We start from the raw sequence: 20596 nt of genomic DNA, 5'->3' as shown, positions 1-20596 counted from the left end.
GGAAATTCTCTATGTTAAATGCTTATATTTATGACGGTCTACGTAGTCCAATTGGTCGACATGCAGGCGAACTTGCATCGGTGCGCCCCGATGATCTTGTTGCGATGGTTATGCAAAAACTTCTAGAAAAAACAGGTGTGCCTGGTGCAGACATAGAAGATGTCATTTTAGGAGATACCAATCAAGGTGGTGAAGACAGCCGCAATGTTGCCCGGAATGCTCTATTGCTTGCAGGTTTACCTGTAACGGTTGCTGGACAAACAGTCAACCGCTTATGTGCCAGTGGTTTAGGTGCTGTGATTGATTCAGCACGTGCGATTACCTGTGGTGAAGGTGATTTATATATTGCTGGAGGCGTAGAAAGTATGTCTCGTGCGCCTTTTGTGATGGCAAAAGCTGAAAGTGCTTATAGTCGTGATGTAAATATCTACGACACTACTATTGGTTCACGGTTCCCCAATAAAAAGCTGATTGCACAATATGGCGGACATTCTATGCCTGAAACGGGCGATAATGTTGCAGTTGAATTTGGCATTACTCGAGAACAGGCAGATCTATTTGCTGCTCAATCACAGGCAAAATATCAACAAGCCAAGCAAGATGGCTTTTTCAATGACGAAATTACTCCCATCGAAGTTTTTCAAGGAAAAAAATTACCTCCAAAATTGGTCACAGAGGATGAACACCCACGCCCGAGTTCTACAGTAGAAGCTTTAAGCAAGTTAAAACCGCTATTTGAAGGTGGTGTAGTCACAGCGGGTAATGCCTCGGGCATCAATGATGGTGCAGCAGCACTTCTTATAGGTTCAGAACTCGCTGGTCAAAAATATGGCTTAAAACCAATGGCTAAAATTTTATCCGCGGCAGCGGCAGGCATTGAGCCACGTATTATGGGCGCTGGTCCAATTGAAGCCATCAAAAAAGCTGTAGCACGTGCAGGTCTTCGTTTAGATGATATGGATATTATTGAAATCAATGAAGCTTTTGCTTCTCAAGTCTTATCTTGCTTAAAAGGTTTAGATATTGATTTTAATGACCCACGTGTGAACCCAAATGGCGGTGCAATTGCGATTGGTCATCCTTTGGGTGCTTCTGGTGCACGTCTCGCACTGACAGTGTCACGAGAACTGATTCGCCGTAATAAAAAATATGCGGTGGTGAGTCTATGTATTGGAGTGGGACAAGGCTTAGCAATGGTTATTGAAAACGTTGCTTAAGCATTAACGATTATCCATTCATCACAACAGCGCAGTGATGAATGGATTTATTTTGCATAGCGAAATATAATGGATAAACTGTTGTTTATTATATTTGAGTATCGAATGTCTCAGAATTCAGAACCTGAACAAACTATAAATTTTGATGAGATACGTCTAGATCCTATTTCTCATATTCATCGTGAAAATAACCCACAATTTATTGCATCTTTGGCACGCGGTTTAGAGTTGTTACGTTGTTTTTCGGCTAACCATCAAGTGTTAGGTAACCAAGAGTTGGCAAAAATGACCGGTTTACCCAAACCGACGATTGCACGGATTACCAATACGCTTGTGTCTCTAGGTTATTTAAAACAACTGCCCAACTCAACTAAATACACTTTAGACATTGGTGTCTTGTCTTTGGGTTATGCTGCCTTGTCCAATATTTCGATTCGTAATATTGCGCATCGTTATATGGAAGAGTTGAGTCAATACGTTCAAGCACCTGTTGCAATGGCGACACGTGATCGTTTAAACATGGTTTATATTGATGTGGTACAAATTGAAACAGCGTTAAATATGCGCCGTCCGATTGGTTCAACCTTGCCCCTCCACAGCAGTTCTATGGGAAGAGCCTGTTTAGCGGCAACACCTGAACGTGAACGTAATTTCTTACTCGATGCGCTGAAACAAAAAAATCCTGAAAACTGGCCTGCAATTAAACGCTCTCTTGAACGTGCTTTTCGAGATTACCAAGATTATGGATATTGTCTTTCTTTAGGTGAATGGCATAAAGAAGTCAATTCTGTTGCTGTGCCTTTAGTGAGTTCTCAACATGGTCTTTATGTCTTTAACTGTGGCGCACCTAGTTTTCATTTAAATCCGGAAAAACTTGAAGGTGAAATTGGACCTCATTTAATTCATATGGTGCATAACATTCAAGATGCATTGAATGAAACACACTGATCAGCTGATTTGAAAGAAGTTCAGAGATCATATGAATAAATGATTCAATTTCATGCTAGCAAACAAAAGGCATGATGAAAAACACACTCTATACCCCGACCATTATTTTAATGGCAATTGCAGCAGGCATCTGTACGGGCGGGAATTACTTTAGCCAACCACTGATTCACTCAATGAGTTTGAGTTTAAATATATCGGATACCACAACAGCGTGGGTGCCAACTTTGGCGCAAATTACTTATGCTTGTGGCTTGCTGTTTTTGATGCCTTTAGGTGATATTCTTGAAAAGCGTAAGCTGCTTTTTATCTTTATGTTACTGGCTGCATTCGGACTGATTATCAGTGGCTTTTCTCACAATATTTATCTGTTGATGTTTGGCACAATCATTACAGGGCTATTCTCGAGTTCAGCTCAACTACTGTTACCGCTTGCAGCGAGTCTAGTTCCTGTTCAACAAAGCGGGCGTGTTGTGGGATTTTTACTCAGTGGTTTGATGATGGGCGTGTTATTGGCACGTTCAATTTCTGGACTGATCTCAACACTCTTTGCATGGCATGTGATCTATTTGATCAGTGGATTTTTACTCTTAATTATTGCGATTATTTTATATCGCAATATTGGTCGATTCCCTCCAACCCAATCTGAAAACTATTTAAAAACCATTCATTCCTTGCCAAAGATCTTTTTTCAGAATCGTCGACTAAGAATAAGAACCTATATTGGTGGATTAACTTTTGCCTGTGTCAGTTTGACCTTTACCACAATGTCACTATTGCTGGCTCCAGCACCATATTTTTTGAGTGATTTCACGATTGGATTATTTGGTTTTGTTGGTATTTTAGGCACATTTGTGGCGAATTTCTCAGGTAAATTCATTGATCAAGGCTACATTCATAAAATATCAATCACTTGTGGTTTCGGGCTAATCCTCAGTTGGTTATTATTTTTATTATTGGATTATCATTTCATCTTTTATATTTTTGCCCTACTCATCCTTTATGCATCACTTTCTGCTGTTCATGTCACCAATCAAAGCATTGTGTTTAAGCTTAACCAAGAGTTACGATCACGTTTTAATGCAATCTATATGACGGGATATTTTGCAGGTGGTGCATTAGGCACGACGACAGGCAGTTATGCTTGGAAACATTTTGGATGGATAGGTGTGTGTAGCTTAGGCTTGGTATTCGCCATATTATGTTTGTATTGTTGTATTTCAGATGCAAAAAAACCAGCATAATTTATGCTGGTTTTTTTAAATTTGTCTCAATCAAGAAATCAACTATACACGCTGTATTTAACTAATCTCAGTACGAATATTATTCACCATATGTAATAAACGTGGCGCAATATCTTCTTCCAGTTTTTCACGATTCATTATAAAGCTTGGACCACCACAGTTAAATACCAATAAGCCATGTTGTTCATGAATCAATGGAACAGCTACAGAGTTGACATCTTTATGCCACTCCCCAATGGAAAAGCAATAACCAAAATCTTGATAATCTTTAAATGCTTTGTCTAAATCACGATTGATTTTAATCCAGTCTTCTTTATGTTTACGACGGATTGCATCCAGCAAAAATTCTCTTTCATCTTCAGGCATTGCTGCAAGACACGCACGCCCCATCGAGCTTAAATGAATCGGCAAATAGGTTCCAACCTGACGTCGCATGGTCATATTACCTTTACCTTGAACCACATCCAAATAAATCATATTCAAACGATCACGTGTCGCCATTGCAACAGCAGCACCTGCGTAATCTGCTAAATTCTTCATATAAGGATGTGCAATATTACGGATGGACACATTGGAAAGCATTGAATATCCGAATGCCAAAACACCAACAGAGAGTTGGAATTTACTCGAATTTGGCACTTGTTTGATATAGCCCAAGCGTGACAAGGTATGGGTTAAGCGAGTAATTGTCGGTTTAGGTAAACCTGTCATTTGTGAGAGTTCTTGATTACCTAAATGTTGATGTTTTGGCGTAAAACAACGCAATAACTCTAAACCACGTCCTAAGGCAGTGATAAATTGACGATCATTTTCATCCTGCATATCTTCTATAGGATGCAATAGCTCATGGCGCAAAGGCGCTAATAATTTTTCTGTATGTTCTGCATCAAAGGCATCAGTCATGGTTATAACACTTCATCTATTTGTTTCGCACTGCGAAAATTATAATCTATTTTTTCTATAAATACACTTTAAAATAAATAATGCATAAAGGTGGATGTGAAAAGTCTAATTTTTCTGATGATTGCGAAACTTAATCATCATAGCCCTTTCACATCAATGGATTAAAATCCTTAGCCAATCACACCTTGAGCTTTTAATTCTGCAAATTTCTCATCAGAAATAATACGACCTAAGATTGTTTGTGTATGCTCTCCCAATAAAGGTGGTGCATTTCGATACTCTACAGGTGTCCGAGAAAGTTTGATGGGAGAACCAACGACTGTCATTTTTTCACGAAGTGGATGTGGCATTTCTACCAACATTTCTCGTGCAATCACTTGAGGTTCATTAAAAGCTTGTTCGAGATTGTTAATCACCCCCACAGGCACTTTGGCTGCATAAATTGCATTTACCCATTCATCAGCAGTCTTGGTTAAAAAATGCTTGGATAAAATATCAATCACTTCCTCACGATGTTTGATTCGATCCGCATTACGGCTAAAGCGAGGATCGTTGGGTAAATCAGCTAAACCAATACTGTTACATAGTTGAATAAATTGGCTGTCATTACCACAAGCAATAATGAATTCTCGATCTGAAGCTTTAAATAACTGGTAAGGCACAATATTGGCATGTGCATTGCCATAACGCACAGGAATTTTTCCTGAGGAAAAATAGTTCATTCCTTGGTTTGCCATCGTAGCGATTTGCACATCAAGTAAAGCCATATCTATATATTGACCTAAACCTGTTATATGACGGTTGAGTAAGGCTGCTTGTATGGCAATGGTTGAATATAATCCAGTGGATAAATCAGAAAAAGCTACCCCCACTTTTTGCGGACCACCACCGGGTAAATCATCCTTTTCACCTGTGATGGACATCAGACCGCCCATACCTTGGATGATAAAATCATAACCCGGTTCTTCTGCTCTTGGTCCATTTTGTCCAAAACCAGTGATTGAGCAATAGACCAGTCTTGGGTTGATTTCAGATAAAGTGGCATAATCTAAGCCATACTTTTTTAAAGAGCCTGTTTTATAGTTTTCAATGACCACATCCGTATCTTGGATGAGTGTTTTGATAAGTGCTTGCCCTTCTGGATTTGCAATATCAATCGCAACAGAAAGCTTATTTCGATTGGTCGACTGATAATAAGCAGCTTCACGTGTGTCGTGCCCTGCATCATCTTTCATCCAAGGTGGTCCCCAAGAACGGGTATCATCACCTAACTTTGGTCTTTCAACCTTAATAACCTCTGCACCTAGATCAGCAAGAATCTGTCCACACCACGGTCCAGCCAGTACTCGACTTAAATCAAGTACACGAATTCCATTTAAAGCGCCCATGTCCATTCCACGTTCGATTTGTTTAATTTCCTACAGGAAAACTTGTTTAGCATAAGTTTCGCATAGCGATATGTATTTTTAATATACATGCAAGTATGCAAAAATCAATCAAAATATTTTCCACAGTTGATAATAATCTATTTTTTAAATGAACTTAGACAATAAAATCAAATAATTATGATCACTTAGATAAAATACATTATATCGCATTGCGAAATTAATTTTCAAAATATATTGTTTTATGCAATTCCATTGATTAATATCGAAACGAAATGCAGGGTTTAACCCGCATTAGATTGATGTTTTAAGTAAGTTGTATAAAGGACAAGACTATGATTCGAGATCAGGAAACACTTAACCAACTGGTAGATATGATTCGACAGTTTGTAGATGGTGTATTGATTCCTCATGAGAATGAAGTCGCAGAAACAGATCAGATTCCTCAAAAAATTATTGAGCAAATGCAAACTTTAGGTTTATTTGGACTCACAATTCCTGAGCAATATGATGGTCTTGGACTGACTATGGAAGAGGAAGTGACGATTGCATTTGAACTTGGTCGTACTTCCCCTGCTTTCCGTTCATTGATCGGTACCAATAACGGCATCGGTTCAAGCGGTTTAATCATTGACGGAACCGACACACAAAAATCATTTTTCTTACCTCGTCTAGCACGTGGAGAGCTAATCAGCTCATTTTGTCTCACAGAACCAGATGCAGGTTCAGATGCAGCTTCGCTCAAGACGACTGCCATTAAGGATGGTGATTTCTATATTTTAAATGGTACTAAACGCTTTATTACCAACGCACCACATGCAGGTGTATTCACAGTCATGGCGCGTACTAACCCTGAGATAAAAGGTTCTGGTGGAATCTCAGCGTTTATTGTGGATAGCACAACAGCAGGAATCTCTTTGGGTAAACAGGATCAAAAAATGGGACAAAAAGGTGCGCACACTTGTGATGTCATTTTTGAAAACTGTCGGATTCCTGCCTCTACACTGATCGGTGGTGTCGAAGGCGTCGGCTTTAAAACAGCAATGAAAGTTCTAGATAAAGGGCGCTTACATATTGCTGCAATTAGTGTAGGTGCCGCTATCCGTATGTTGGATGATGCGCTCAAGTTTGCGATTGAACGTAAACAGTTTGGTCAAGCGATTGCAGAATTTCAATTGATTCAAGCCATGCTTGCTGACTCTAAAGCTGAAATTTATGCCGCCAAATGTATGGTCATAGATGCAGCTAGACAACGTGATGCTGGACAAAATGTCAGTACAGAAGCTTCATGCGCCAAAATGTTTGCGACTGAAATGTGTGGTCGTGTCGCAGATCGATGTGTACAGATTCACGGGGGTTCAGGTTATATCAGCGAATATGCGATTGAACGTTTTTATCGAGATGTGCGTTTATTCCGTCTCTATGAAGGAACAACTCAGATTCAGCAAATGATTATTGCCCGAAACATGATTCGTGCTGTGTCTTAATTAATTCTTCGGCACTTTAAAACGAATTAAAGTGCCATAAATCAAATGTAGGTAATGGATTATGGCTACAAACTACACCACCTCTATCTCCCCAATACAACCCCACACTTGGAAAATTGCATTTATTTTTGCATTCTTGGCTTTGTTGGTCGATGGCGCTGATCTCATGCTGCTGTCTTATAGCCTAAACAGTATTAAGGCAGATTTTGGCTTAAGCTCAGTTCTAGCAGGTATGCTCGGTAGTTTTACGTTGGCGGGTATGGCTGTAGGGGGAATATTTGGAGGATGGGCATGTGATAAATATGGTCGAGTGCGTATTGTAGTACTTTCGATCCTAACTTTTTCACTCCTGACATGCGGATTAGGCTTTACCCAAAGTTTCCTAGAGTTTGGCTTACTGCGCTTTTTTGCTTCACTGGGTTTGGGTTCACTTTATATTGCCTGTAATACTTTAATGGCTGAATATGTACCGACGCGTTACCGTACAACCGTCTTAGGTACATTACAGGCAGGTTGGACAGTCGGTTATATCGTTGCAACCTTGCTTGCTGGTTGGATTATCCCAGATCATGGTTGGCGCATGTTGTTTTACGTTGCCATTGTCCCTGTATTGATTGCAATTTTGATGCCCCTACTTGTGCCAGAACCTTTAGCTTGGCAAGAATCTCGCCTTAAACAGCCAGTCGTGACTCAAGATGTTGAAAAAACTTCTGCTTTCCAATTGATTTTTAAAGATAAGCGTAATCGTAATATGTTTATTTTATGGGCATTAACAGCAGGTTTCTTGCAGTTTGGTTATTATGGGGTCAATAACTGGATGCCTTCCTATTTAGAAACTGAATTAGGAATGAAGTTCAAGGAAATGACCGCATATATGGTCGGTACTTATACTGCCATGATTCTTGGTAAAGTCCTTGCAGGGATGATGGCTGACAAATTGGGGCGCCGTTTTACCTATGCATTTGGTGCAATTGGTACTGCAATTTTTCTTCCTTTGATTGTTTTTTACAATTCACCAAGCAATATTTTGTATCTTTTGATCGCTTTTGGATTCTTATATGGTATTCCATATGGTGTAAATGCCACATATATGACTGAAAGTTTCCCTACAGCGATTCGTGGTACAGCAATTGGTGGCGCTTATAATGTGGGTCGACTTGGTGCTGCACTTGCGCCTGCAACGATCGGATTCTTGGCATCTGGTGGTTCTATTGGTTTAGGTTTTGTGGTTATGGGAGCTGCGTATTTAATTTGTGGTGTTATTCCTGCGCTGTTTATCAAAGAAAAATTATATGATCCACAAAAATCCTAAATTTTAAAATTTAACGACCGTGAAGCCAGCTTAATTTTGCTGGCTTTTTGTTGCTATCTTTTTGGATTTATTTATAAAATTGAGTTTTTTGTCGAGCTCTTTCATTTGATATTTTTATTAAAATAATTTAAAATACCGCCAAGCGAAATGGAATTTCTTTTATGAATAATATACAACGCGAATCAATGGAGTTTGACGTCGTGATCGTAGGCGCAGGTCCTGCGGGTCTTTCTGCTGCGATTAAAATTCGTCAATTGGCTATTGAAAACAACCTTTCAGACCTTTCTGTCTGTGTGGTTGAAAAAGGCTCTGAAGTTGGTGCGCATATCCTTTCTGGTGCTGTACTTGAACCTCGTGCAATCAATGAACTTTTCCCTGACTGGAAAGAACAAGGCGCACCTTTAAATGTGCCTGTGACTGAGGACAAGACTTATTTCCTCATGTCTGCTGAAAAGTCTCAAGAAGCACCGCATTGGATGGTTCCTAAAACCATGCACAACGATGGCAACTATGTCATTTCATTGGGTAATGTTGTTCGTTGGTTGGGTCAAAAGGCTGAGGAATTAGAAGTTTCTATTTTCCCAGGCTTTGCTGCTTCAGAAATTCTTTATCATGAAGATGGTTCTGTAAAAGGGATTCAAACCGGTGATATGGGCGTTGGTAAAGATGGCGAACCGACGCATAACTTCACGCCTGGTTATGAACTTCATGCCAAATATACGATTTTTGCAGAAGGTTGCCGTGGACATCTCGGTAAACGTTTAATTGCAAAATACAACTTAGATCAAGATGCCGATCCACAACATTACGGTATCGGGATTAAAGAACTTTGGGAAATCGACCCTGCAAAACATAAACCAGGTTTGGTGATGCATGGTTCAGGTTGGCCTCTTGCTGAAACAGGTTCTTCAGGTGGATGGTGGTTATATCACGCTGAAAACAACCAAGTGACTTTGGGTATGATTGTCGATTTATCTTATGAAAATCCACATATGTATCCATTTGCTGAAATGCAACGTTGGAAAACACATCCACTGATCAAGCAATATCTTGAAGGTGGTAAGCGTATTTCTTATGGCGCACGTGCAGTTGTAAAAGGTGGTCTAAACTCACTGCCAAAATTGACTTTCCCGGGTGGATGCCTGATTGGTGATGATGCGGGTTTCTTAAACTTTGCTAAAATCAAAGGCTCTCATACCGCAATGAAATCAGGTATGTTGTGTGGTGAGGCTGTATTTGAAGCAATCCAAGCAGGTCATGCAAAAGGTGGTGATTTAGCAATTGCTCGTGTGACTGAGGGTGAAGATTTCTTTGCGAAAGAGTTGACGGCATATACAGAAAAATTCAACAACAGTTGGTTAAAAGAAGAGTTGCATCGTTCACGCAACTTTGGTCCTGCAATGCATAAATTCGGTTTATGGATGGGTGGCGCATTTAACTTTATCGACCAAAATATCTTTAAAGTTCCATTTACTTTACACGATCTTGTGCCTGACTTTAGTGCATTGAAAACTGTAGATGCGTCTACTTTTAAACCGAACTATCCAAAACCAGATGGTAAATTGACTTTTGACCGTTTGTCTTCTGTATTCTTTTCTAACACGGTACATGAAGAGAATCAGCCAGCGCATTTAAAACTGACTGACCCAACGATTCCTGTGAATGTCAACTTACCAAAATGGGATGAACCTTCTCAGCGTTACTGCCCTGCTGGCGTCTATGAAATCATGGAAAATGATGATGGTTCTAAGCGCTTCCAGATTAATGCAGCAAACTGCGTTCACTGTAAGACGTGTGATATTAAAGACCCTTCTCAGAACATCACATGGGTAACACCGGAAGGTGGTGGTGGACCAAACTATCCAAATATGTAATTGGGATGGCTGGTCTAGAGCTTTAGGGTTCTTTTACCCCAATTTGTTGAGTGCATAAGCGCTTCATTTTTAATTATTTAGGTAAGCTTAGTTCCCAAGGGAGCTAAGCTTGAAATGAATCTAATTCGAATTGAGTCCTCGTTTTTTAAAAATTATAGAACAATAAAATATTTAACAAACCTCTCCATCCGAGATCATCTCCTTGAGCAAAAGAATTTGCATTGCCACCAATAAATGGATCATTTTTACTTAATAAATATTCAGCTGCTACAGAAAAATGACCTTTATCTGCTTGGATACCAAAGATATTTCTGTACGATCTTTCAAATTCACGAGGTTGTTTTTGCAGTGCACTATAAGTGAGATAAGGTGTGAGTGACCAACCATAAAGCACATCTTTCATCAGATAATTTACATCAAAAGTATAGAAACTTGCTTCATTGGCTAAATTGTAGGAACTATCAAAAGACCCGACCACTGCATAATCTCTCCCTAAACTGTCCAGATGAGTCACTTTGTTTCTACCGAGAGTTAATGTGACATTGGCATTTTTATAATTGATTTTACTAAACGCAGACCATGCATTGCGGTGTCCAGTCTGTGAATCATTTTTATTTTCAATGTTAGAATACCAATACGAAGATCCTAATTTTAAATTTAGATCAGGTTGATTCGATAAAGGAATTTCTTTTATCAAACGTGCAAGAAGCATGTTTTTTTCTTTTACATAGGGCTGATTTTTCTGATCTGGTTTAACATAATTCGCTGAATAATGGGCTGAATCTAAACTTTTACCTGTATAATTCCCTGCATCACGGGTAAAAAATGCCCCGTCAAATTTGGTTGTCGAATTGATATTTGAAGAATAGCGAATACCAAGATTATGCACATCTTCTAAGCCTGCATTAATGACCATTCCTCCAAACCAACTGGTTGACCAGCCCCGACCTGGACCAAATGGAATTTCCTGAATACCAAAGGTTATCGTATTGTCTTCACTTAACTTATAGCCGAGATTTGCATCTACTAGAGAAGAGAAATCACATAATCTGTCGAATTGATAACAACGATATTCTAGCGCGCCGAAAATATTTTTAGCCTCATATTTGATGGCTAATTTTGCGGCATCAAATTTCAAATTATGTTCACGATCATCTGTGTAATCTTTATCCATGATGTTTGCTCTCAGCCATCCTGAAATAGTCACTTCGCCCAAATCCGAATGTGCATCGCCAAAACGTAAATTCTCAGCGAAAAGGTCGGGTGAAAATGTAGATAAAGCACCACCAAGAAAAATATAAATTTTCCATTTTAACATTCTAAAAATCCTTTAATATCAGTGCTAGGCTCTAAATATATTGCTTTTAAATGAACGTAGCGTTTGATTGAAACTATTTTTGTTTTTCGCCTATGCAATGCATCGCGACTTTTTTATTGCTTTTGATTTGTAGCCAAAGATGTAGCCTGAGCTTTTTTCAAATCTGCGTATTCTTCCCAATAGGTCGCATTTTTAATGTCGACTTTTCTTGGGTCAAAGACAGGGTCTTTGCCTGACTTACGTTGAATATCATAGTCTTTTAATACTTTAAGCAATGGCTTAGTTAATAAGATCAAAGCAATTAGATTTACATATGCCATACTTCCAAAAGTAATATCGCCCAACGCCCACATCGTTTCAGTGCTTGCAATACTGCCCATAAATAGAGCCGCTAAACTTGCAATTTTAGCAATGGTTTTAAAGATCGGATATTTATTCTGACGATCAAAATATGCAATTCCAGACTCAGCGACATAGTAATATGTCATCAGTGTCGTAAAGGCAAAAACTAAAATCGCTAAAGAAATTAACCACGCTCCCCCTTGCTGAAAGACTGTCTGTAATGCCAGAGAAGTCCATTCTGCACCGGCAGGAATCCCTGGAACATATTCGACTAAGGGGGCGCTACTGCCTGGAGGGGAAACGTTATACATTCCTGTAATGAGGATCATTAAACCTGAACTGGTTAAAATCAATGCTGTCTCGAAGAAAATTGAAAATGCCTGAATTAGACCTTGTTTGACTGGATGAGAGGTCATGGCAGCAGCAGATGCAAAAGTAGATTCACCCGCGCCAGCTGCACTTGCAAAGACAGCGCGACGAACTCCCCAATTTACAGCTTGTCCAATAATGGCGCCAAATACAGCATCCATACCCAGTGCGCTTTTTACGATTAAAACAAAAGTTTCAGGAATTTTGTCATAGTGAAAAATCAAAAGAATAACGGTTGCCAGTACATACATTGCAGACATTGTTGGGACAATCTTCTCAGCAGCGCGAGCTATGCGTTTGACACCACCCCAAATGATTAAGCCAATGCCTAAAGTGACAACAATTCCTGAAACATAAGGTGGTATTTGAAAGGTAGCTTTAAATGTCGTCGCAATGGTATTCATTTGAATACCAGGCATCATCACTGTATAAGAGATAATAAGTACCCCAGCTGCAACAGCTGCGAATGGTTTAAGCTTTAAGCCACGATCTATATAAAAATGCACACCACCATAGTATTGATCACCTTCTTTGAATTTGTAGAGCTGGGCAATGGTCGATTCACAAAATGCTAATGCACCAGCAAGAAAGCCCATCACAATCATCCAAAAGATTGCACCAGGACCGCCCATGCCAACTGCTAAGGCAACGCCTGCAATATTACCAACACCAATACGACCGGCTAATGCCATAAAAAGTGCTTGTCGTGGGGAAATTCCTGAATGATCTTCTTTCTTCTCACGAATCACATGAAACATTTCACGAAAATATCGGAATTGCACTCCTCGTGTGATCAGCGTGAAATATAGCCCTACGCTGAGTGCGAGATATACCAATGTATTACTCCATAGATAGCCTACTATGGTATTTATCAGTTGTTCCATAACTGTTACCTCATCCTTTCTATTTTTTATAAATTAAATAGGTTTTGTTTTTTCAAGATGCAGAAATCCCTACATAATTTATGTATATTGATTTGATTTACAGGTCGTGATATTGATGTTTTTTGAATATCTGACGTGTAAATCGCTAAATGTTTATAATCAGTGTTCTATTGCGAATTAATTTATTGTATTGCGTGTTTTTTAATTCTGTTTGCAAAATGAATATTCAAATCAGCGTATGTTAGGCTTTCATATCCTTACATTCAGAATTTCCTTTGTTACGACCATCTAAATACAATAAATTCTGTTTCATAGTTATTCCTTTCAAGATTGATACAAGCATTCAATAAACACATTATTTGGACTAAATCCGTGGCTTGAAACTCAGCATAGATTTAGCGGCTTTAGATGCTTATACACAGTTATTTTATAGTCAAAATAAATATTGTGTACAATATTGCATACATTAAAAATATATTCATATCTCTAAATTGTCAACTATAAAAGTCACAAAACGACCAATAAATATTTTAAATAAGATGATGATTTAAAAATAAAAAAAGCCCAAAAAATCATAAAAATGACTTTCTAAGGCTTATTAAAAAATAAACTCAAAATTGTATTTTGTTTAATTTGATACACTAATTTGATCGATTAAATTTTCTTTCATATGCTCAATAAAACGATCTCTAAATAATAAAGTATGGTGATGTGCTTCCTGTTCTGCTTTGTCCATATCTTTATTGGTAATTGCTGCAATTAGCTCTATATGATCTCTTTCCAAATGACTGTAATTTTCTGATTTGGCTAAATGATCAAAGTGTAGATAAAACAGCCTTTGTCCTTCTTCCAATAAACGCTCATAATATTCTATTAAAAATGGATTTCTCCCCGCACGAGCAATGTCCATATGAAGTTGCTTATTTTGTTCAAGCATGAGGCGATAGTCGCCATCACGAGCAGCCTGAACATAAATTGCGTCAGCTTGTTTAATTTTTTCAATATCTTCGATCGTACAATTTGCTGCTGCCAATCGAGATACTGCGCGTTGTAATAAATCTAAGGCGCTGATGTATTTAGAAAAGTCCTGAAGGTTGAATGGTCGAACTATGGTGGTTCGATTCGCCAACGTCATGGCTAAACCTTCAGCAACTAAACGCGCCAGCGCATCACGTACAGGTGAACGGGAAACTGCAAAGCGTTCAGCCAAAGAAATTTCATCCAACTGAGTATTTGGTTTCAACTGTAAAGTTAAAATCTCCTCGCGGAGTTGATCATAAACATATTTCCCGTTGTGCCTTTTTTTCGATCCATCCGTTTCTTTTTTTACTACACTATTCATAGGCTCGGTCTTACCCAATTTTAAATTCAACCTATTATATAATACCTTGCCCCCATGTATCACTTACCATAAAACCTTCTGCTAAAGGATCTGTTGGATCAACAGCCAATTGATGAAAGCCAAATAGCCATGCGCGACCTGTAACGTTTGGAATAATGGCTGGATATTCACCAATTGTAGTATTTCTGACATATTTCACTTTAAACTGTCCGCCAATAATGGATTGAGAAATTAATTCATCCCCCAGTTGCACAAGCCCTCTTTTCACCATCGTTGCTAAATTAGCGGAGCTACCTGTACCACAGGGTGAACGATCAACTCTTCCTGGAGGTAAAGTTGTACAGGTCTGAACAGTTTTCTCATCTAAGCGATTTCGGAACATCACATAGGTAATTTCCTTGATATCCGGATATATAGGATGTTGCACTTTAAAATTGTTATTCATCAACTTTCTCAGTGTTATGCCCAATAGCGCAAGTTTGTGCGCATTTTCAGGAGAAATCGTCAAATTGACTTGATCAACATCAATGAGCGCATAATAAACACCACCAAAAGCAATATCGAATTGAATTTTTCCCAACCCATCAACCTCGATTTCTGCATCCAATTGTTCAACAAACGCTGGCATCATCTCTAAGCTAACGCTTTCACAGCGCCCATTTTTACAAGAAGCCTTTGCAGTCACAAGTCCAGCAGCAGTATCTAAAACAACAGAGGTAATCGGTTCTTGCATACTGATGATACCCATTTCCAATAATGCGGTCGTGACACAAATACAATTACTTCCAGACATAGGATGTGTTTTGTCTGCTTGAAAAATCGCAAAAGCAGCATCTGCATGAGCGACTGTGGGTGGGAGTAATAAATTGACTGAAATCTGTAAACATCCACGCGGTTCTTGAATGACAAAACGTCTTAAGCTGTCATCCACTTCATTGAGATAGTTTACTTTTTCTGCCATTGTTAGACCCGGAATATTGAGTACACCACCCGTAATCACTTTCCCTACTTCGCCTTCACAATGCACATCGACAAGTTGTATCATTTTTTGCCAACGCATAATTCATTTCCTTATTCAATATACCAAGCCCACGGTTCAGTGCTGTCATAGCGTGTAATTTGTTTCACTTCTAAATAGTTTTCTAATCCCCAGACACCAAGTTCACGTCCGATCCCACTTTGTTTATAGCCACCCCAAGGTGCTTCGCTAAATGTGGGTTGAGAACAGTTGATCCAAACGATGCCAGCTCTGAGTTTTCGTGCGACACGATCACAACGAAGCAAATCTTTCGACATGACGGCGCCAGCTAAGCCAAATATCGAATCATTTGCAGATCGAATCGCTTCGTCCTCAGTAAGAAATGAACGAATGCAAACCACTGGACCAAAAATCTCTTGTGTCCATAAAGCATGATTTTCAGGTACATCAATAAAAATAGTAGGTTCGATGAAATAACCGCTTGAATGTGAATCAGGTCTTTTCCCTCCAGTTAAGAGATGAATGTTATCGTCTACTCCTTGCTGAATGGCATCTATAACATGTTGATATTGCTTCTTATTGACCAATGGTCCTAGTTTGATTCCTGTTTCAAAGCCATTGCCAATCTTTATCTTTTTAGTTTCCTCTACTAAACGTTTTAATAATTTTGGATAAATTTCATCTTGAACTAAAACACGAGAGGTCGCTGAACAGACTTGTCCTTGATTCCAAAAAATACCAAACATGATCCATTCTACAGCTGCCTCTATATCACTATCATCAAAAACAATAAATGCAGATTTTCCGCCCAGTTCTAAACTTATATTTTTAATATTTGTAGCAGCAGCACGCATAATTTGCTTGCCCACTGGCACGCTTCCAGTAAAGGCAATCTTATCAATTTTAGGGTGTTCCGCGAGGTAAGGACCAATTTCATGCCCATAGCCCGTTAATATATTGAGAACTCCTTTCGGTAATCCTACTTTTTCAACAATACGACCAAGTTCAATTGCTGTGAGTGATGTCACTTCAGAGGGTTTTAAAATCACAGTACAGCCTGCTGCCAATGCTGGAGCAATTTTCCACGCTGCCATCAATAATGGATAATTCCATGGAATAATTGCGCACACTACACCTACAGGTTCTTTGACCGTTACACAACTAAAACGCTCATCACTCAGCGCTATTTCTTCTTCAGCATGTTCATCAAGTTGTTCTGCTAAATTTGCATAAAACTCAAAACAGCCTGCTGCATCAGCGATGTCCCACTCTGCTTCTGGATAAGGTTTACCATTATCTCTGACTTCAAGTGTCGCGATTCTTTTTAAATCTTGGTGTATTTCTTGGGCGATTAATCTCAGATATTGTGCTCTTTGTTTGCCAGATAATTGTGACCAATCAGTGTGATCAAATGCTTCTCTTGCAGCTTTTACAGCCAGTTCAGCGTCACTTATTGAAGCACGAGCAATCCGTGCAATTTCCTCTTCAGTACTTGGATCTATACTGCTAAAAGTTTCGCCCTTGAGCGGTTTAACCCATTGCCCATTGATAAAAAGTTGATCGTAATACATATCTTTTTTCCTAAAGTTCAATTATGAAAATCGGGTTGCTTTAAATGGTTCTAAGTTAAAGGTTGATGACTGTTGTAATAATAAGTCTGTCACTAAACGCCCTGTTGTTGCCGCTAATGTTAAACCCAATTGACCATGACCAAAAGCCAAAGCAACATTTGAAAAACGTGGACTGATATCAATGATGGGTTTGGTGTCAGGCAAAAAAGGTCGATAGCCAACACCATATTCAACACCCTCTAAACCTAATTCAGGGACAAGCTGTTTTGCCTTATTTAAAATAATCTCAGCACGTTTCATATTTGGTTTAGATCCACTCGCTGCAAATTCAATGGTTCCACCAATTTGTAAACCTCTGGTCATTGGAGAAAAGCAAAAACCACCAGAGGCATAAATAATCGAGTGCTTAATTTCTATTTTTGGTTGTGGTAATACCACTTGATAACCAGCAATACCGAGCAGTGGCGGATTTATCCCCAATTGTCTGGAAAACAAGCGAGAATCAACTCCAGCAGCGATGACAACATAGTCAGTCTCTAAAATTTGTGTATTACTGAGCTTAACTTGCTTGATTAGATGATTATTTTCTTTTAATTCAATCGCTTTAGCTTGAATTCTTTGACCTCCTTTGGCAATAAAGCAATTGCTTAGCGCAACAATAAATCCTTTGGTATCATTAACAGCAGTCCAGTCATTAAACAAAAGCCCATGTTTAAACTTTCCAGCAAAAGTTGGCTCCAAATCTGTAATTTCTTTTTCGTTTAAAATTTGATGTTTAAAACCAAAATGTTGTCTCAGTTCCAAATATTCTTTTTCATGTTCAATGTCTTGTACATCATCAAAAAACTCAAGCACTGGTCGACGACCTAATAGATTTTGATCAGCACAATCCTTTAAAAGCACAGCATAATCGTCATAAACATGCTGAGTCAATGTTGCGAGTGAACTGGCAATTTCTTCAATTCTAGATGTTTTAGCACAGCTTAAAAATTGTAAAAACCAAGGGATAATTTGTGGAAACGCAGATGGGCGAAGTGCAAGAGGACCTTGTTGGTCAAGTAACCAGTACGGAATTTTTTTCAAAATACCTTTTTTTGAAAGTGGAATAATTTCACTAACCGCCATTTGCCCACAGCTCCATTTGGCTGTACTTTCGCCTGCCTCAGATGGATCGATAACCGTCACATTAAGCCCTTTCTTTTGTAAAAAAAGTGCGCAGCATATGCCTACGATTCCACCACCAATCACCACTGCTGTTTTGGTATTTTCTTTCATAGATCACATTCCATTGATGAGTATGAAACTTCTTATATATCCAGAAGCTATAAGCATTTCATTTTTTATTTGAAGTACATTCCAATACTATTTTGATTGAAGCTATTCGATTTGACCTAGAGATTTATTTCATCTGATCAAATGCGTGTTTAAATTCCGCCTTTTCAGTATCTGTTAATGGTAATAAAGGCATTCGGGCATTTCCCACTTCAAATCCAGCCAGCTGACAACCATATTTTACTTTTTGAATAAATTTTCCTGATTCCATGAGGGACATAATCGGGAACAATTGTCGCATAACATCTTGAGCTCCACGAATATCACCAGTGTTGTATTTATTCATCATTGTCGTGACTTTATCAGGAAAACAATTTGCTGGACCACAAATCCAACTCGAAGCACCCCACAAGAAAAAGTCTAAAGCTTGGTCATCAGAACCACATGAAAGTTGATAGTGATCTTTATATTTTTCACCAATTTCAATCGCACGTAGCAAATTACCACTACTCTCTTTAATACCTATAACACGTGGATGGTCTTTAAATGCCTCGAGTACCAGATAACCAATCTCTACATTGGTACGTATCGGATAGTTATATAAAATCAAATTAATTTGAGGGAAAGTCTCTAAAATTGTATTGTAATGGGCAATCAATTCTTCTTGTGATGGTAAAGCATAATATGGCGGTGCAATCAGTAAGTTGGTGTATCCCATCTCCACTGCCTGTTGAACCTGTTCTAATACTTCACGTGTACATGACCCATTCGCGCCTGCGATCAGAACACCTTTATCTTTTACGGTTTCTTTGACAACTTTTAAGATTTGACGACGTTCATGATTAGTCAGTGCATAATACTCACCTGTTGAGCCTAGTATGACAAAACCTTGCACCCCTGCATCTAATTGATATTCGAGCATATCAACCAAGATTTTATAATTGACTTGGTTGGTGTCATCAAATGGGGTGATCAGTGCAGGAAGGATACCTTGTAGCATATTAAAATTCTCCAATAAAAATATTTTCGTCCCATTCATTCAAATTTTCACTGAACAATAATTCTATATATCAATAGTTAAGTTGAAATTATTGCTGAATGATTTTAAATTACAATTAATTGTGTACAATATTGCATACATTAAACATTATATTTAATTATTTGAGATGTCAATGCTTAGAAAAAACTCAAAGACAAAGAGAATATTTAATATTTTTCAAATATTTAAGATTGTTTTTATTATCATTTTAGAAAATATCTTTTTTTATTTTTTCTAATTTTTTTAGCATGACTAAAAATTCAGATGGATTGACAGTTGATTAAAGTCAATATAAATTGCATACAATAATGTATACAGAATTAGAATTACTAGCTTATATCAAGGAAAAAAGAAATGACCCAGTTTAATCATAAGACAGTGCTTGTGACTGGCGCAGGTGGAGGTATAGGCTCTGCGACTGCACAGCGTTTCGCACAAATGGGCGCAACAGTGATTGTGGCAGATATTATTAATACTGCTGCTGAGAAAACTGCTCAAGCGATCAATCTTCAAGGAGGAAAAGCTGAAGTTGTAGCTTTTGATTTAACCTCAAAAGATGCTTGCCAACAAGCCATTGAAAAAATTGAAAAAAGTTACCAGCATATTGATATATTGGTGAATAATGCTGGTGTCATGCGTAGAGGTGAATTACTTCATCTCAGCGAAAAGGATTGGCTTTTAAGTCTGGATGTTAATCTCAACGCCTTATTTTATTTATGCCAAGCAGCATTACCTAAAATGATCGCATCTGGTGGGGGATCTATTGTAAATACTGCATCCCAATGGGGAGTCACCCCTGCTTCTGGTCATATTGCTTATAATGTCAGTAAAGCTGCGGTAGTTGCTTTTACCAAAAGTCTTGCACGAGATTATGCGCCACAAAAAATACGTGTTAATGCGGTTTGTCCTGGTGAAATACATACACCTATGCTGGAAAAAGGGATTGCAGAGAAAGGTAAAACGATTAGCGATTTGGAAAAGTTAATCCCATTCGGTCGTATAGGTCGACCAGAAGAAGTCGCTGCATTAATCACCTTTCTCGCATCTTCTGATGCCGAATTCATTTGTGGTGCATGTGTTGAAATCACTGGTGCTCAAGCTGTGACATAGGAT

15 protein-coding genes and 1 pseudogene are annotated in these 20596 nt (G+C 38.5%); 7 read left to right on the top strand and 9 right to left on the bottom strand.

Features of this window, described 5'->3' with window-relative positions:
* Positions 1-11 precede the first annotated feature (11 nt).
* The 3 genes and pseudogenes from AAV97_RS12480 to AAV97_RS12470 all read left to right on the top strand — a co-directional run bounded on the left by AAV97_RS12480 (position 12) and on the right by AAV97_RS12470 (position 3425).
* Positions 12-1217 (top strand): 3-oxoadipyl-CoA thiolase, encoded by a 1206-nt coding sequence (locus AAV97_RS12480; protein WP_046760738.1) that lies wholly within the window; start codon positions 12-14, stop codon positions 1215-1217.
* A 105-nt stretch (positions 1218-1322) separates the two neighbouring features.
* The gene (locus AAV97_RS12475; RefSeq protein WP_004830752.1) at positions 1323-2165 is read left to right on the top strand and encodes an IclR family transcriptional regulator; all 843 of its coding nucleotides are present in this window, start codon (positions 1323-1325) and stop codon (positions 2163-2165) included.
* Positions 2166-2236: 71 nt separating this feature from the next.
* A pseudogene (locus AAV97_RS12470) lies at positions 2237-3425 on the top strand (MFS transporter).
* A 38-nt stretch (positions 3426-3463) separates the two neighbouring features.
* Here the strand turns inward: AAV97_RS12470 and AAV97_RS12465 are convergent.
* On the bottom strand, positions 3464-4309 hold the full coding sequence (locus tag AAV97_RS12465; protein WP_005031573.1) for an IclR family transcriptional regulator: 846 nt from the start codon (positions 4307-4309) through the stop codon (positions 3464-3466).
* A gap of 170 nt (positions 4310-4479) precedes the next feature.
* Positions 4480-5697, bottom strand: a complete 1218-nt coding sequence (locus AAV97_RS12460; RefSeq protein ID WP_046760736.1) for a CaiB/BaiF CoA transferase family protein — start codon at positions 5695-5697, stop codon at positions 4480-4482.
* A gap of 332 nt (positions 5698-6029) precedes the next feature.
* Between AAV97_RS12460 and AAV97_RS12455 the strand changes: the two genes are divergently transcribed.
* The 3 genes from AAV97_RS12455 (at position 6030) to AAV97_RS12445 (ending at position 10367) form a co-directional block, all read left to right on the top strand.
* Positions 6030-7181, top strand: coding sequence for an acyl-CoA dehydrogenase family protein (locus AAV97_RS12455; RefSeq protein ID WP_046760735.1), 1152 nt, complete (start codon positions 6030-6032; stop codon positions 7179-7181).
* 61 nt (positions 7182-7242) lie between these two features.
* On the top strand, positions 7243-8493 hold the full coding sequence (locus AAV97_RS12450) for an MFS transporter (protein ID WP_046760734.1): 1251 nt from the start codon (positions 7243-7245) through the stop codon (positions 8491-8493).
* A 161-nt stretch (positions 8494-8654) separates the two neighbouring features.
* The gene (locus tag AAV97_RS12445) at positions 8655-10367 is read left to right on the top strand and encodes an electron transfer flavoprotein-ubiquinone oxidoreductase (protein ID WP_046760733.1); all 1713 of its coding nucleotides are present in this window, start codon (positions 8655-8657) and stop codon (positions 10365-10367) included.
* A 145-nt stretch (positions 10368-10512) separates the two neighbouring features.
* On the opposite strand, the gene AAV97_RS12440 is transcribed toward AAV97_RS12445, so the two are convergent.
* The 7 genes from AAV97_RS12440 to AAV97_RS12410 form a co-directional block, all read right to left on the bottom strand.
* Positions 10513-11685: a hypothetical protein gene (locus AAV97_RS12440; RefSeq protein ID WP_005031585.1), complete on the bottom strand. Its 1173-nt coding sequence runs from the start codon at positions 11683-11685 to the stop codon at positions 10513-10515.
* Positions 11686-11798: 113 nt separating this feature from the next.
* On the bottom strand, positions 11799-13280 hold the full coding sequence (locus AAV97_RS12435; protein ID WP_046760732.1) for an alanine/glycine:cation symporter family protein: 1482 nt from the start codon (positions 13278-13280) through the stop codon (positions 11799-11801).
* A 628-nt stretch (positions 13281-13908) separates the two neighbouring features.
* The gene (locus AAV97_RS12430; RefSeq protein WP_046760731.1) at positions 13909-14622 is read right to left on the bottom strand and encodes a GntR family transcriptional regulator; all 714 of its coding nucleotides are present in this window, start codon (positions 14620-14622) and stop codon (positions 13909-13911) included.
* A 34-nt stretch (positions 14623-14656) separates the two neighbouring features.
* Positions 14657-15682: a proline racemase family protein gene (locus tag AAV97_RS12425; protein ID WP_046760730.1), complete on the bottom strand. Its 1026-nt coding sequence runs from the start codon at positions 15680-15682 to the stop codon at positions 14657-14659.
* Between the two features lie 11 nt (positions 15683-15693).
* Complete coding sequence (locus AAV97_RS12420) at positions 15694-17172, bottom strand: aldehyde dehydrogenase family protein (RefSeq protein ID WP_046760729.1); 1479 nt, start codon at positions 17170-17172, stop codon at positions 15694-15696.
* Positions 17173-17193: 21 nt separating this feature from the next.
* Positions 17194-18447 (bottom strand): NAD(P)/FAD-dependent oxidoreductase, encoded by a 1254-nt coding sequence (locus tag AAV97_RS12415; RefSeq protein ID WP_046760728.1) that lies wholly within the window; start codon positions 18445-18447, stop codon positions 17194-17196.
* A 124-nt stretch (positions 18448-18571) separates the two neighbouring features.
* A complete protein-coding gene (locus AAV97_RS12410) occupies positions 18572-19444 on the bottom strand; it encodes a dihydrodipicolinate synthase family protein (protein ID WP_005031599.1) in 873 nt (290 codons plus the stop codon).
* A gap of 393 nt (positions 19445-19837) precedes the next feature.
* Between AAV97_RS12410 and AAV97_RS12405 the strand changes: the two genes are divergently transcribed.
* Entirely contained in the window at positions 19838-20593 is a 756-nt protein-coding gene (locus tag AAV97_RS12405) for an SDR family NAD(P)-dependent oxidoreductase (RefSeq protein WP_046760727.1), read from the top strand.
* Positions 20594-20596: the final 3 nt, after the last annotated feature.

Origin of the sequence: Acinetobacter sp. Ag2, assembly GCF_001005515.1 — a bacterium.
In the GTDB taxonomy this organism is placed as follows: domain Bacteria; phylum Pseudomonadota; class Gammaproteobacteria; order Pseudomonadales; family Moraxellaceae; genus Acinetobacter; species Acinetobacter bereziniae.
Note: the sequence above shows the minus strand (reverse complement) of the source record. Positions and strands in the feature narration are given on the sequence as shown.